Raw genomic sequence first — 14,106 nt, forward strand, 5'->3', positions numbered from 1 at the left:
AGCTCGGGTGTGATGCTCAGGTGGTTTTGTGGGTCCTCCTGGTTCGGATGGCCAATGCGGTGCCGGTGATGGCGAGGGCTCCGATCACTCCCCATGCGATCGGGACGAGGTGTCCGATGAGGCTTGGCACGGTGGCCAGCACGGCGATCATGACGATGGTCGCCGCGGCCAGCCAGGTCTCGCGTGCTGCCTGCCGAGCGATGGTCAGCAGCGCGAGCCCGACGGCGATCGTCAGGACCCCGGCCACCGTGACCTCGTCCACGATTCCCAGCCACTGCACGGCAAACGCCACGACAGCGGTGATCCCGGTGGCAGCCAGCCACCATCGGGTGTGGACGGTCACGGGCTTGGGATATACGGCGATCGCTGCGAGTGTCGCGACTTGCAGCACGAGCTGGGCCCAGTTGCTCGGAAGAGTCAGAAACGTGCCGATGGTTGCCGCAAGAGTGAATGCCGCGGCGAGTTTCCTCCGGCCGACCAGCAGTGCGGCCAACGCGGGCAACCACAACAGCTCCGCCACAAGCGCCACCGTCGGCGCCTCCCGCACCAGCGGCGGCGGCCACGTGAGCCGGAGAACCCCGGTGATCAGTGCCAACGCGGCTTGGAACGCCACGCCCGCCAACGCCAGCCGCCGGACGACTTCTCCGGCGAGCGCGTAGCGGGTCGGCCCTTCGTCGCTCAACCGCAGCCGCACCGCCAGCGCGAGGACGCTCGCTGCCTCCCTGGCGTCCGGCCGGCCGTAGTCCAGCTCGAATGCAGGGTCCTCGGAGTGTGCGGTCGTGGTTTCGAGGAACGTGGAGACCATGTCGTCCTCCCACGCCTGCCGGTATTGCGCCGGCAACACCCGCGTGAGCCGGCGATACCTGAGTTCCAGGGGTTTCACGTCGTCACCTCCTTGCCGTGTTCGTCGGTCCCGGCTCGGCGCCGTTCACGATGACCGCTCCCAGTCGAGACCCAGCCTCACCGTCGGTGACCGCGCGGAGTGGCCATGGCTCGAATGTATCGTAAGGCGATATATAACGCATCGCACGATCGAGGGACAAGAAAAAGCGGGGCACCCGCCACCTGGCAAGTGCCCCGCCTGAAGAGAGCTCAGTCTCGCTCGATGGTGTGGCCCACGACGTCCGGGCCGGGGTGGGCGTGGCCGGAGCCGTCGCGGCGGAGGTCGACCTCGGGGAGCTCCACGGGGTCGCCGTTGCGGGCCGCGGCGGCGGGGCGGGGACCGATCCAGGCGACGGCCACCGAATCCTCGCCCTTGAGGAAGCGGTGGGCGCGCACGCCGCCCGTGGCGCGGCCCTTCGCGGGGTACTCGCTGAACGGCGTGACCTTCACCGACTGGCCCGTGGCCGTGACGACCATGGGCTCGCCGTGGTCGTCGTCATCGGTGCGGACGGCACCGAAGAACACCACCGAAGCGCCGGCGCTCAGGTTGATGCCGGCCATGCCGCCGCCCTTCAGGCCCTGCGGCCGCACGAGGGACGCGGCGAAGCGCAGCAGCGACGCTTCGGACGACATGAACGCCAGCGTTTCCTCACCATCGGTGAGCCAGGTGGCGCCGACGATCTCGTCGCCGGCCTTGAGCGTGATGATCTCGAACTCGTCGGACCGCACCGGCCACTCCGGCGCGACCACCTTCACCACGCCGGCGCGCGTGCCGATCGCCAGACCCGGTGAACCCGTCGCCTGCTCGCCCAGCGGGGCGACGCCGACCACCGTCTCGCCCTTCTCCAACGGCACCAGTTCGCGCGCCGCCATGCCGCCGCGCAGCGAGACCGTGCCGGCCTGCTCGGGCAGCACCGGCAACGGCAGCACGTCCGTCTTGAACGCGCGCCCGCGGCTGGTCACCAGCAGCACCTGCCCGCGCGCGGTCGTGTGCACGATGGCGGACACGGCGTCGTGCTTCACGCGGCCGTTGCGCCGCCTGACCTCGGACGACTCCTCCGACTCCGCCGCCGTGCGGGCGACAAGGCCGGTGGCCGACAGGATGACCTGGCACGGGTCGTCGGTGATCTCCAGCGGCCCGGACGGCTTCGACGCCGCCAGCACCTCCTTGAGGTCACCGTCGATCAGCGCGGTGCGCCGCTCGGTCGGGAAGTCCTTCGCGATCTTCGCCAGCTCCGAGGACACGAGCTTCTTCAGCACCGAGTCGTCGTCGAGGATCGTCGTCAGCTCCGCGATCTCCTCGCGCAGCCGCTCCTGCTCCGACTCCAGCTCCAGCCGGTCGTACTTGGTCAGGCGGCGCAGCGGCGTGTCCAGGATGTAGGTGGCCTGGATCTCCGAGAGCTTGAAGCGCGTCATCAGGCCGTCCTTGGCCGCCTGCGCGTTCTCGCTCTCGCGGATGAGCTTGATGACCTTGTCGATGTTCAGCAGCGCGATCAGCAGGCCGTCGACGAGGTGCAGCCGCTCTTCACGCTTGCGGCGGCGGAACTTGGTGCGCCGCGTGACCACGTCGTAGCGGTGGCGGAGGAAGACCTCCAGCAGCTCCTTGAGGCCGAGCGTCTGCGGCTGGCCGTCGACGAGCACCAGGTTGTTGATGCCGAACGACTGCTCCAGCGGCGTCAGCCGGTACAGGTCCGCCAGCAGCGCCTGCGGGTTCACGCCGACCTTGCACTCGATCACGAGCCGCGTGCCGTTCTCGCGGTCGGTGAGGTCCTTGACGTCGGCGATGCCGGTGAGCCGCTTGGACTTGTTGACCTCGTCGGTGATCTTCTCGATCACCTTCTCCGGGCCCACGCCGTAGGGCAGCTCGACGACCGTGATCGCCTGCCGCCCGCGGCTGCCTTCCAGCGGCCCGGTCTCGACGTTCGCGCGCATCCGCACCACGCCGCGACCCGTCGCGTACGCGCGGCGCACCTCGTCCAGGCCGAGCAGCTTGCCACCCGTCGGCAGGTCGGGGCCGGGCACGAACTCCATCAGCTTGTCGAGCGTCGCCGTCGGGTGCGTGATCAGCCACCGCGCCGCCGCGATGACCTCGCCGAGGTTGTGCGGGATCATGTTGGTCGCCATGCCGACCGCGATGCCCGACGTGCCGTTGACCAGCAGGTTCGGGAACGCCGCGGGCAGCACCGACGGCTCTTCGAGGGAACCGTCGTAGTTGGGCCGGAAGTCGACGGTGTCTTCACCGAGCTCGCCGACCAGGTGCATTGCTTCGGGAGACATGCGGGCTTCGGTGTTGTGGTTGACGAAACCACCGGCGAGGAACGAATGGTCCTCCGTGGCCACGCGCACCGAGTAGACCTCGGCGGGATCGCAGGCCTCGACCTCGGTGATCTCCTCGAAGCGGTAACCCGAGTCCATGATCGGCAGGATCGTGGAGAGGACCTCGGTGTCCTTGATCCGGTCGATGATCCGGAGCCGCTCGGTCTCCCAGCGTTCGATGCGATCGAAGTCGACATCGCTACCGACGTAGTCCGCGACGAACGGCACCCGGTCGTCACTGAGCTGGTGCGCGTGCCGACCGAACTGCTCCAGCAGGCCCTGCAGGTCGGCGTGTTTGGTCTTCAGGAAGCCGATTCGCTCGGCGAACGCCTGGATCTCGCGCGGACCGGACACGACCAGCCGGTGCTCGACCGAACCGACAGTGCCGCGTTCGTGCGTGGCGATGACACCGAACTCGGCCAGCAGTTCCTGAATCTCCGATGCGAGCCGCTCGCAGCGGGTCGGGTATTCGACCGTGTACGCGCCACCGGCCCGTCGGCATTCCCCACCGCGCTCGAACAGGGCCATCAGGAATGCTCGTTTGACGCCGGGACCGCCGGCCCAGACCGACTCGGGCACGAACTCGGCATCAGCGGAGGCGAACGCGGCGGTGATGTGCTCATCGGCGGTCGGAACGACCTGGGTCCACGCGTTGCGAGCGAGACACACCACGGTGCCCGGCTTGACCTCGTCGAGCTGGCGCCACTGGAACATCGGGACGCCCATGGGCGCCTCGAGACACAGCACCGGGTGGTTTTCGCTGCCCTGGATCGAGAACCCGGACTTCGTCGTGATCCGGACGGTGGGGTGCTCGCCGGAGTTGAAGACCTTGTCGACCCGGACTGCCTTGCCGTCCTTGTCCAGTACCTCGAAGTCGGCGTCGGCCTCGGAGTCGGCGGGCAGGTTCACCAGATCGCCGATGCGAGGGCTGGATCCATCGGCGAGCCGAATCCGGGTGTCGCCCGTCAAGCAGTATCGGCTGGCAGCCGGACCGTCGTCCGGGGAGCCGAAGTTGCCGTGCCCATCGATCAGTGGAACGTTGAGCGAGAAGTCCTGCGCCAGCCGCACCATGGCGTCGTAAATCGCGACGTCACCGTGCGGATGGAACTTGCCCATTACATCGCCGACCACGCGGGACGACTTCACGTAGGCGTGTGTCGGCCGGTAACCCTGCTCGTGCATCGAGAACAAGATCCGCCGGTGCACCGGCTTCAACCCGTCCCGCGCATCAGGCAGCGCGCGCGAGTGGATGACCGAGTACGCGTACTCCAGGTACGAGTCTTCGATCTCTGTCTTGAGCGAGTTGTCGAAGACGTTGGCCCCGGCGGAGTCGAACGCGCTGGGATCGACCTTGGTGGTGGTGCCCTTGCGGCGTGCCACGGTAGAACTCCTTGGTAGCTAAGGAAAACTCAGACGTCGATGGCGTCGCGGTCGACGCGGTCGGAGGAGGCGACGAGCCAATTGCGCCGGGGCTCGACCTTTTCGCCCATCAGCAGCTCGAGCGCGCTCTCGGCGGCTTCGGCGTCGTCCATGGTGATGCGGCGGACGGAGCGCGTGGAGGGGTTCATGGTGGTTTCCCACAGCTCGTCGGCGTCCATCTCGCCGAGGCCCTTGAATCGCGGCACCGGCGTGATGATGCTCTTGCCCGCCTTCTCCAGCTCCGCGAACTTCGTCTCCATCTCGCGCTGCGTGAAGGTGAAGTGCGTCTCCGGGTTGCGGCCCTTGGTCACGAGCTTGTGCAACGGCGGCATCGCCGCGTACAGCCGCCCGTCTTCGATCACGGGGCGCATGTACTTCGCGAACAGCGTGATCAGCAGTGTGCGGATGTGCGAGCCGTCGACGTCGGCGTCGGCCATCAGGATCACTCGGCCGTAGCGCATCGTCGTGAGGTCGAACGTGCGGCCGGTGCCTGCGCCGAGGACCTGCACGATCGACGCGATCTCGGCGTTCTTCAGCGTGTCGCCCAGCGACGCCTTCTGCACGTTCAGGATCTTGCCCCGCAACGGCAGCAGCGCCTGGTACTCCGACACGCGCGCCATGCGGGCCGAACCCAAAGCGCTGTCGCCCTCGACGAGGAACAGTTCGCTGCGGGCGACGCCCGTAGTGCGGCAGTCGACGAGCTTCGGCGGCATCGCCGCGCCCTCGAGTGCGGTCTTGCGTCGCGCGGCGTCCTTCTGCTGCTTCTGGGTGAGCCGCACGCGCGCGGCGTCGACCACCTTCTGCAGCACGACCTTCGCCTCGGACTTGGTCCTGCGGTCGTCGACCCACGCCTTCACGTGCTTGTCGACGATGGCCTGGATCACGCGCGTGATGCCGGCCGTGGACAGCTCGTCCTTGGTCTGTGACGTGAACTGCGGCTCCGGCAGCCGCACGTGGATCACGGCGGTCATGCCTTCGAGCACGTCTTCGAGCGTCGGCGGGTCCTCCTTGGGCTTGAGCAGCCCGCGGGTCTTGCCGATCGCGTCCTGCAGCGCGCGCGTGACGGCGCGGTCGAAGCCGCGGCGGTGCGTGCCGCCGTGCACGTTGCGGATGGTGTTGGTGAAGCACTCCACCGTGCGCTCGTAGCCGGTGCCCCAGCGCAGCGCGACCTCCACCTCGGCGTGGCGCTCCACATTGGACTGCATCACGCCGTTGGCGTCGGCGGCGTTCTCCTTGTACGTGCCCTCGCCGGTGATCACGACGGTGCCGCACACCGGCTTTTCGCCCGACGGGGTGAGGAAGTCGACCATGTCCACCAGCCCGTGGGGGTAGTGGAAGGTCTCCTCGGTGATGGTGTCTTCGATGGCCGTGCGCAGCACGTACATGACGCCGGGCACCAGGAACGCCGTGTTGCGCAGCTTCGCGCGCACGCCCTCGACGTCGAGCGACGCGCCCGTCTCGAAGTAGCGCGTGTCGTACCAGTACCGGATCGACGTGCCGCTGCGCTCGCCGCGCTTCATCTTGCCGACGAGGTGCAGGCCGGAATGCCGCGTGAACTTCGCTTTCGGGCCGGGCGCGTCGAACGTGCCGGGCACCCCGTGCGCGAACGACATCTGGTGCACCTTGCCGTCCTGCTTCACCGTGACGTCGAAGCGGTGCGACAGCGCGTTGACCGCCGAGGCGCCCACGCCGTGGAGACCGCCGGACGTCTTGTACCCCGAACCGCCGAACTTGCCGCCGGCGTGCAGGCGCGTGAGCACCAGCTCGACGCCGGAAAGGCCCGATTTGGCGTGGACGCCGGTGGGGATGCCGCGCCCGTCGTCGTCGACCTGCACGCTGCCGTCGGCGTGGAGGGTGACGACGACGCGGGTGGCGTGGCCTGCCACACCCTCGTCGGTGGAGTTGTCGATGATCTCCGAGAACAAGTGGTTGATGCCACGGCTGTCGGTGGAGCCGATGTACATCCCGGGGCGCTTGCGGACGGCTTCGAGGCCCTCGAGGTGCGTGAGGTCGTCGGCCCCGTACAGAGTCTCAGCAGTCACGAGGTCGCTCTCCCGGATCTTGGCTCGCTGTACGGCGTTGTTCAGGCTGGTCGGTCAGGCAGGTGGTTCAGGGTCCAGTGCCTGCGGACGGTGGCGTCCCGGGCAGGCCCCGAGCCGACACCGTACTGCAGGATATCCGCACACCCCGACAGCTTCCGCGCCCTCTGGCCCCGGTGTGGCGAGAGTCCCGTGCGTCAGGGGTACGGGCAGGGGAGTGCGCCGGGTCACCCGCATCGTCACTGTGGAATACTTCTTTCGCGCGAGCAGTTGTGCAGGCAAGGAAGCAGCACCACGAACTACCCGGCTGAGGAGCGGTCATGCAGTTCGGAATCTTCTCGGTGGGCGACGTCACGACCGACCCCACCAACGGCACCACGCCGTCGGAGCACGAGCGCATCAAGGCGATGGTCCGGATCGCCCTCAAGGCCGAAGAGGTCGGCCTCGACGTGTTCGCGACCGGTGAGCACCACAACCCACCGTTCGTCCCCTCGTCGCCCACGACGATGCTCGGTTACATCGCCGCGCAGACGAAGACGATCACACTGTCGACGTCCACGACGCTGATCACCACCAGCGACCCGGTGAAGATCGCCGAGGACTTCGCGATGCTGCAGCACCTGGCCGACGGCCGCGTGGACCTCATGCTGGGCCGCGGCAACACCGGCCCCGTGTACCCGTGGTTCGGGCAGGACATCCGCCAGGGCATCCCGCTCACCATCGAGAACTACGCCCTGCTGCGCCGCCTCTGGCGCGAAGAGGTCGTGGACTGGGAAGGCAAGTTCCGCACCCCGCTGCAGGGCTTCACCTCCACCCCGCGCCCGCTGGACGACGTGCCCCCGTTCGTGTGGCACGGGTCCATCCGCAGCCCGGAGATCGCCGAGCTCGCCGCGTACTACGGAGACGGCTTCTTCGCCAACCACATCTTCTGGCCGACCTCCCACTACCAGCAGCTGATCGGCTTCTACCGCCAGCGCTACGAGCACTACGGCCACGGCAAGGCCGACCAGGCCATCGTCGGGCTCGGCGGGCAGGCCTTCATCCGGCCGAAGTCGCAGGACGCGTGGAACGAGTTCCGGCCGTACTTCGACAACGCGCCGGTGTACGGGCACGGCCCCTCGATGGAGGACTTCACTTCGCAGACGCCGCTGACCGTCGGCAGCCCGCAGGAGGTCATCGACAAGACGCTGACCTTCCGCGAGCACTTCGGCGACTACCAGCGCCAGCTGTTCCTCATGGACCACGCAGGCCTGCCGCTGAAGTCCGTGCTCGAGCAACTCGACCTGCTCGGCGAGCAGGTGGTGCCGGTGCTGCGCAAGGAGCTCGAGTCGATGCGTCCGGCGCACGTGCCCGACGCGCCGAACCACGAGTCGCTGAAGGCCGCGCGTGACGCTGAAGAAGCCGCCGAAGAAGCCGCTGCAGAAACCCGCGTCTGAACCCCGTTTCGGAAAGAAGAAGGCAGAAATGACCGCACGCACCATCGCCGTGGTCACCGCCGGGCTGAGCCAGCCGTCGTCCACGCGGCTGCTGGCCGACCGGCTGGCGGACGCGACGCGCACCGCGCTGGGCCCCGACACCGTGGTCGAGGTGATCGAGCTTCGTGACACCGCCGTGGACGTCACCAACAACCTGCTCACCGGTTTCCCCGGCCCGAAGCTGAAGGAAGTCATCGACACGGTGACGCACGCCGACGGTCTCATCGTCGTGACGCCGGTCTTCACCGCTTCGTACAGCGGGATGTTCAAGTCCTTCTTCGACGTCCTGGACAAGGAAGCACTCGAGGGCAAGCCGGTGCTGATCGCCGCGACCGGTGGTACGGAACGGCATTCGCTCGTGCTGGACTTCGCGTTGCGGCCGCTCTTCGCTTACCTGCGCGCGAATCCCGTCGCGACGGGCGTGTACGCCGCATCGTCGGACTGGGGCAGCGCGAACTCGACCGGCACGCTGCAGCGGCGCGTCGAGCGTGCGGCGGGCGAGCTGGCGGCGGCGATCTCGGCCGCACCCGAGGCGAAGGCTTCGGACGAGCTGACGTCGTTGCCGTTCGAGCAGCTGCTCGCCGGCGAGGGCTTTTAGTCGACAGTCCGTGAAGGGCACCTTGGAGGACTTCCCCAAGGTGCCCTTCACTGCGTTTCGGGGGAGATTTCACTCAGGCGGCGGCGCAGGAAGCGGCGGTCGGCTTCGTTGCCGGCCAATGCGAGCGCCGCGCGGTACGCGTCCGCGGCTTCCTCGCGACGGCCGAGGCGGCGCAGCAGGTCGGCGCGCGTTGCGGGCAGCAGGTGGTAGCCGTCGAGGTCGCCCGCCATCGCGTCGACGAGCGCCAGGCCGGCGGCTGGGCCGTCGGCCATGGCGACGGCCACCGCGCGGTTGAGCTGCACGACTGGCGACGGCACGCGCTTCGCGAGTTCCCCGTACAGCGCGGCGATCTGCGGCCAGTCCGTGTCCGAAGCGGCAGGTGCGGCCGCGTGGCACGCCGCGATGGCCGCCTGGAGTTGGTACGGGCCGGGGGAGCCCCGGTGCAGTGCGGTGTCCACGAGGGCGAGGCCTTCGTCGATCGCCGCCGCGTCCCAGCGTGAGCGGTCCTGGTCTTCCAGCGTCACGAGCTCGCCGTCGTCGTCGAGCCGCGCGCTGCGGCGGGAGTGCTGGAGCAGCAGCAACGCCAGCAAGCCTTCGATCTCGGGCTCGTCGGGCATGAGCGTCAGCAGCGTCCGGGTGAGCCGGATGGCCTCGGAGCAGAGGTCGTGGCGCGCGGGCGCGTCGCCGGCGGTCGCGGCGTAACCCTCGTTGAACAGCAGGTACAGCACGCCGAGCACGGCCGCCGTGCGTTCCGGCAGCAGGTGCGAGGGCGGCACGCGGTAGGGGATGCCGGCTTCGCGGATCTTGCGTTTCGTGCGCACGAGCCGTTGCGACATCGTCTGATCGCTGACGAGGAACGCGCGCGCGATCTCCGCCGTCGTCAGGCCGGCGAGCGTTCGCAGCGTGAGCGCGACGCGGCCGTCGAGCGGCAACGCCGGGTGGCAGCACGTGAACATCAGCCGCAGCCGGTCGTCCTGCACGCCGCTGGGGTCGGCTTCGGGCTCGTCCGTCGGCGCCAGGGCGGCGACTTCACGCAGCTTCGCGGCTTCGGTCGTGCTGCGTTTGAGGCGCGTCAGGGCGTGGTTGCGCGCGGTGGTGGTGAGCCACGCCGCCGGCCGCCGGGGCACGCCGTCGCGCGGCCAGCGTTCCAGCGCCCGGGCCAGTGCCTCCTGCACGCACTCCTCGGCCAGGTCCCAGTCGCCCGTCAGCCGGATCAGCGTGGCCACCACGCGGCCGCCCTCCTCGCGGAAGGCGGCCGTGACCGCGGCCTCGACGGCTTCGGCGGGGTTCGAGTTCAGCTTTCTTCCCCGGCGAAGGGCCACAGCGGCCGGACCTCGACGGCTCCGTGCCGCGCGGACGGATGCTTCGCCGCGACTTCCAGGGCCTCGTCGAGGTTCTCGCACTCCAGCAGGTCGAAGCCGAGGATCTGCTCCTTCGTCTCCGCGAACGGCCCGTCGGTCAGCAGCACCTCGCCGTCGTTCACGCGGATGGTGGTCGCCATGCTCGCGGGTCGCAGGCGCTGGCCCATCAGGCGCACGCCGCGGCCGTCCATCTCCTTCACCCACGCTTCGGTGGCCGTGTCCATCGGCTCGGACGGCAGCGGTTTCGACTCGTCGTGGCTCGTGCCGCAGATCAGCATCAGGTAGCGCATCGGTTCGCCCCTTCTCTCTGGTGGTTTCCTACCGCGCCGGGGCGCGGGAGTCGAGGTGGTTCGTCTGTGCGACCACCGGGGACCGCCCGGACCGACAGCGGTGCGGGGAATTTTTAGTTAAGCATCTACTTGACTATTGGGCGTGGCGGGCGCATGGTTAAGCACATGGTTGACCATCAGCTCGACCGGGTGTTCCAGGCACTCGCCGACGCGACCCGGCGCGAGCTCGTGGCGCGGCTGGTCACCGGACCCGCCGCGGTGAAGGAGCTGGCGCAACCGTTTGCGATGTCGCTGCCTGCCGTGATGCAGCACCTGCGGGTGCTCGAGTCGTGCGGGCTGGTGGCTTCGGAGAAGGCCGGTCGGGTGCGCACGTACCGGCTGGAGCCGGCGGGCCTGCGCCTGGCCGAGCAGTGGCTGGGCGAGCAGCGCACCGGCTGGGAACACCGGCTCGACCGTCTCGGTGGCTTTCTGACCGCCGACCGACAGGAAGGCAACACGTCATGACCGACGTCAAACATTCCACGTTCACTCTCGAACGCCGTTACCCCGCGCCGCCCGCGCGCGTGTTCGCCGCGTGGGCCGATCCGGCCGCGAAGGCGAGCTGGTTCGGCGGCAGTGAGTACTCGCTCGACTTCCGCGTGGGTGGGCGCGAGGTCAACCACGGCGGCGACCTCACGTTCACGTCCGACTATCACGACATCGTCGACGGCGAGCGGATCGTCTACGCCTCGACGCTGAGCCGTCCCGACACGGTGACCACGGTGTCGGTCACCACCGTGGAGCTGGTCCCGGACGGCGCCGGCACGCGGTTGGTGCTCACCGAACAGGGCACGTTCCTCGACGGACACGAGGAGCCGGCGTGGCGCGAGCAGGGCACGGGTGACTGGCTCGACAAGCTCGGCGCGCACCTCGGCGCGCAGGCCTGATACCGGTTCGGGACCGCGGCCGTTTCCGCGGTCGGTCCACTTCGGACGCGTGCGCCGATCCCGGGGTGATCCGGAGTTTCTCCGGGCGCCCGGTCCGTGAGCCAGGCACACTGGCTGAAACGGACAGGAGGGGGCCGCGTGGAACTCGGCAAACCGGTGAAGCAGGCGATCGCCGCGGTGGTGGGCGGCGTGCTGGTGCTCGTCGGGGTCGCGTTGCTGGTGCTGCCGGGACCCGGGTTGCTGCTGGTGCTCGCGGGACTGGTGGTGCTGGCCTCGCAGTTCCCGGCGCTGGAACGGTTCGTCGACCCGGTGCGCACGCGGGCGATGAAGGCCGCCGAGGACAGTGTGGCCTCGCCGCTGCGGATCGCGGGTTCCGTGCTCGCCGGCCTGGCGCTCTTCGCCGCCGGCATCGTGTGGGGCACGGTCGACTGGCTGCCGTTCAGCGGCTGGAGCACCGGGTCGAGCATCATCCTCTCCGGCGTCATCCTGTTCGTCCTGCTGATCTGGAGCTACCGGCGGGTCAAGTCCCGTGAGGGGGAGGCGCGTTCGGCGCCCGCCGGGCAGAATCGGGGTATGACCACTTCGGACTCCCCGCAGGTGCCGGCCGCGATCCAGCAGTTCGTGGACGCCACCAACAAGGCCGACGCCGAGAGCTTCGTCGACGCCTTCACCTCCGACGCGTTCCTCGAGGACTGGGGACGCAAGTTCCACGGCCACGAAGGCGTGCTGAGCTGGAACGAAACCGACAACATCGGGGTCGGGGCGAACTTCACCGTGAAGGGCATCAAGCCCGGCAAGGGCGCGGACAACTACGTCCTCACGCTCGGCGTGAAGAGCAACCGCTTCAACGGCACCGGCACGATGACGATCGACCTGCGCGAGGGCAAGATCGCCAGCCTCGTCATCTCCTGACCCGCTGTTACCACGAACCCGAGGGCGTTCGGGAAGCCGGACGTCCGCGGGTTCGTGGGAGATGGGCCACAGCGTTCGACTCAAGAGGCCGGTGGTTCTTTATCGTCCGCTCGTGGGCCATCTCGACGGGTTAACAGACTGCTGGGCTGCTAATCTCAGGCCCGTGAGCACCGGTTTCCAGCGTGCCCGCCGCCCCGAGCAGGTCGAGGCCCGGCGCGCCACGATCCTCGCGACTGCCACGGCGATGCTGCGCGAACGGCCGGTCGCCGACATCAGCCTTCGTGAGCTGAGCGATCGCGTCGGCCTCGCGAAGTCCAACGTGCTGCGCTACTTCGACAGCCGCGAAGCGATCTTCCTCGAGGTGCTCGATGAGGTGTGGCGGCGGTGGCTGGACGTCGCCGCGCGGGCGCTCACCGTCGTATCGGTCGACGGCCCCGGCTTCGTGCGCGAGGAACGCGTGGCCGCGACGATCACCCGCACGCTTCAGGAAGACCGGCTGCTGTGCGAGCTGATCAGCTCCATGGCGTCGGTGCTGGAGCGCAACATCTCCGTGGACACCGCGCGCAGCTTCAAACACCGCGCGGCCGCCAACATCGACCGGCTGGCCGGGTTGGTGCGCGACGAAGTCCCGGAACTCTCACGCTCCGGCGCCGCGCACTTCGCGGGCGCGGTGTTCGTGATCGTCGCCGGCCTGTGGCCCTACGCCAACCCGACCGAGGCCGTCGCCACGGCCAGCGCCGAAATGGGCGTGGCCCCCGGCGCCGACCTGTTCGCGGAGAACCTCACCGAGGGCCTGGCGAACCTCCTGGCCGGTCTCGTCGCCCGACGTCGTTGAGGTCGCGTGACTCCAGGATCCGGCGAGGGTAGCCGTCGGCTGCGACCGAGATCATCGCGCGCCCGAGCACCTCGGTCGTGATGAACATCGCCGGGAACCGTTGCAGCAGCGGGAAAAGCGGCGTTGTGACGCGGTAGATCCCGCGGTACAGAGGCGTTTTCGACGTGATGCCGTGCTGTGGCTGGATGAAGCCGGGCCGGAACGCGTACGCGTCGAGCGGCAGCCGGGCCAGGGCGTTTTCCGTGGCGCCCTTGACCCGCGCCCACCGCACGCGGCCGCGTTCCGTGCTGTCGGTGCCGGCGCCCGAGACGTAGAGGAAGGTCGCGTTCGGCCGAGCTTGCGCGTAGGTGCGGGCGACGGAAAGGGTGAGAGCGTAGGTGATCCGCTCGTACTCCTCCGCCGGCATCCCGGCCGACGAGACGCCGAGGCAGAAGAAGCACGCGTCGTATTCCGCGAGCTCCTCGGCGTGCGGGCTCAGGTCGCCGAGATCTTCGGGCACCAGCTCGGTCACCTTCGGGTGCTGGGTGCCGGTCGCCGTCCGCCCGACGGTCAGCACCCGCTCCACCCGATCGTCCAGCAGACACTCCCGCAGCGCGCCCTGGCCGACCATCCCGGTCGCCCCGAACAGGACGACCTTCACGCTTCACCCACCGGCAGCAGGCCGCGCTCGCCGAAGACCTTCTTCGCCACGGCGGTCGCGTTGAGCGCCTTCGGGAACCCGCAGTACCCCGCCGACTGCAGCAGCGCCTCGACGATCTCCGCGGGCGTCAGGCCGACGTTCAGCGCCGTCCCGATGTGCAGCTCCAGCTGCGGCTCGCACCCGCCCATCGCGGTCAGCATGCCGATCGTCAGCAGCTGCCGGTCGCGCCGCACGAGCGCCGGCCGCGAGTAGATCTCCCCGAACCCCCACGACACGATCTGCCGCGCCATGTCGGGCGCGATGTCGCCCAGCCCGTCCAGCACCTTCTGGGCGCTGCCTTCGTTCACGGCGTTCATGGTGTCGAGGCCGAGTGCGTAACGCTCTTCTTCGGTCATGCTCCGACCGTATGGGCT

At 68.9% G+C, this 14,106-nt stretch carries 11 protein-coding genes and 2 pseudogenes; 6 read left to right on the top strand and 7 right to left on the bottom strand.

What is annotated here, in order from left to right; genetic code table 11:
* Positions 1-16: 16 nt before the first annotated feature.
* The 3 genes and pseudogenes from AB0H62_RS24050 to AB0H62_RS24060 all read right to left on the bottom strand — a co-directional run bounded on the left by AB0H62_RS24050 (position 17) and on the right by AB0H62_RS24060 (position 6,659).
* Positions 17-883: a hypothetical protein gene (locus tag AB0H62_RS24050; protein ID WP_360588263.1), complete on the bottom strand. Its 867-nt coding sequence runs from the start codon at positions 881-883 to the stop codon at positions 17-19.
* 899 nt (positions 884-1,782) lie between these two features.
* A pseudogene (locus AB0H62_RS24055) lies at positions 1,783-4,578 on the bottom strand (DNA gyrase subunit A); the annotation flags it as partial.
* 29 nt (positions 4,579-4,607) lie between these two features.
* Entirely contained in the window at positions 4,608-6,659 is a 2,052-nt protein-coding gene (locus AB0H62_RS24060; protein WP_220246611.1) for a DNA topoisomerase IV subunit B, read from the bottom strand.
* 317 nt (positions 6,660-6,976) lie between these two features.
* Between AB0H62_RS24060 and AB0H62_RS24065 the strand changes: the two genes are divergently transcribed.
* Together AB0H62_RS24065 and AB0H62_RS24070 are read left to right on the top strand one after the other, a co-directional pair.
* Entirely contained in the window at positions 6,977-8,092 is a 1,116-nt protein-coding gene (locus AB0H62_RS24065) for an LLM class flavin-dependent oxidoreductase (RefSeq protein ID WP_360588266.1), read from the top strand.
* 28 nt (positions 8,093-8,120) lie between these two features.
* Positions 8,121-8,729 (top strand): FMN reductase, encoded by a 609-nt coding sequence (locus AB0H62_RS24070; protein WP_360588267.1) that lies wholly within the window; start codon positions 8,121-8,123, stop codon positions 8,727-8,729.
* A gap of 47 nt (positions 8,730-8,776) precedes the next feature.
* Here the strand turns inward: AB0H62_RS24070 and AB0H62_RS24075 are convergent, their stop codons facing one another.
* Both AB0H62_RS24075 and AB0H62_RS24080 read right to left on the bottom strand, forming a co-directional pair.
* Complete coding sequence (locus AB0H62_RS24075; protein WP_360588269.1) at positions 8,777-10,051, bottom strand: RNA polymerase sigma factor; 1,275 nt, start codon at positions 10,049-10,051, stop codon at positions 8,777-8,779.
* Positions 10,024-10,380, bottom strand: coding sequence for a YciI family protein (locus AB0H62_RS24080; RefSeq protein WP_220246614.1), 357 nt, complete (start codon positions 10,378-10,380; stop codon positions 10,024-10,026). Before AB0H62_RS24080 ends, AB0H62_RS24075 begins: the two co-directional genes overlap by 28 nt.
* Positions 10,381-10,545: 165 nt before the next feature.
* Between AB0H62_RS24080 and AB0H62_RS24085 the strand changes: the two genes are divergently transcribed.
* The 4 genes and pseudogenes from AB0H62_RS24085 to AB0H62_RS24100 all read left to right on the top strand — a co-directional run bounded on the left by AB0H62_RS24085 (position 10,546) and on the right by AB0H62_RS24100 (position 13,053).
* Positions 10,546-10,884, top strand: a complete 339-nt coding sequence (locus AB0H62_RS24085) for a metalloregulator ArsR/SmtB family transcription factor (protein ID WP_220246615.1) — start codon at positions 10,546-10,548, stop codon at positions 10,882-10,884.
* Complete coding sequence (locus AB0H62_RS24090) at positions 10,881-11,306, top strand: SRPBCC domain-containing protein (RefSeq protein WP_360588272.1); 426 nt, start codon at positions 10,881-10,883, stop codon at positions 11,304-11,306. Before AB0H62_RS24085 ends, AB0H62_RS24090 begins: the two co-directional genes overlap by 4 nt.
* 138 nt (positions 11,307-11,444) lie before the next feature.
* A pseudogene (locus tag AB0H62_RS24095) lies at positions 11,445-11,837 on the top strand (PGPGW domain-containing protein); the annotation flags it as partial.
* Positions 11,838-12,381: 544 nt separating this feature from the next.
* Positions 12,382-13,053, top strand: coding sequence for a TetR family transcriptional regulator (locus AB0H62_RS24100; RefSeq protein WP_360588275.1), 672 nt, complete (start codon positions 12,382-12,384; stop codon positions 13,051-13,053).
* Here AB0H62_RS24100 and AB0H62_RS24105 read toward each other — a convergent pair.
* Together AB0H62_RS24105 and AB0H62_RS24110 are read right to left on the bottom strand one after the other, a co-directional pair.
* Positions 13,001-13,693, bottom strand: a complete 693-nt coding sequence (locus AB0H62_RS24105) for an epimerase (RefSeq protein ID WP_360588277.1) — start codon at positions 13,691-13,693, stop codon at positions 13,001-13,003. The two genes, AB0H62_RS24100 and AB0H62_RS24105, sit on opposite strands and share 53 nt — an antisense overlap.
* On the bottom strand, positions 13,690-14,088 hold the full coding sequence (locus tag AB0H62_RS24110; RefSeq protein WP_360588279.1) for a carboxymuconolactone decarboxylase family protein: 399 nt from the start codon (positions 14,086-14,088) through the stop codon (positions 13,690-13,692). Before AB0H62_RS24110 ends, AB0H62_RS24105 begins: the two co-directional genes overlap by 4 nt.
* Positions 14,089-14,106 lie beyond the last annotated feature (18 nt).

The sequence above is a fragment of the Amycolatopsis sp. NPDC050768 genome, from assembly GCF_040654155.1.
Classification (GTDB): domain Bacteria; phylum Actinomycetota; class Actinomycetes; order Mycobacteriales; family Pseudonocardiaceae; genus Amycolatopsis.

Bases quoted from the DNA above. Each gene is read 5' to 3' on its own strand.
- AB0H62_RS24065 (WP_360588266.1), top strand. From the start codon at position 6,977: ATGCAGTTCGGAATCTTCTCGGTGGGCGACGTCACGACCGACCCCACC.
- AB0H62_RS24070 (WP_360588267.1), top strand. From the start codon at position 8,121: ATGACCGCACGCACCATCGCCGTGGTCACCGCCGGGCTGAGCCAGCCG.
- AB0H62_RS24080 (WP_220246614.1), bottom strand. From the start codon at position 10,380: ATGCGCTACCTGATGCTGATCTGCGGCACGAGCCACGACGAGTCGAAA.
- AB0H62_RS24085 (WP_220246615.1), top strand. From the start codon at position 10,546: ATGGTTGACCATCAGCTCGACCGGGTGTTCCAGGCACTCGCCGACGCG.
- AB0H62_RS24090 (WP_360588272.1), top strand. From the start codon at position 10,881: ATGACCGACGTCAAACATTCCACGTTCACTCTCGAACGCCGTTACCCC.
- AB0H62_RS24110 (WP_360588279.1), bottom strand. From the start codon at position 14,088: ATGACCGAAGAAGAGCGTTACGCACTCGGCCTCGACACCATGAACGCC.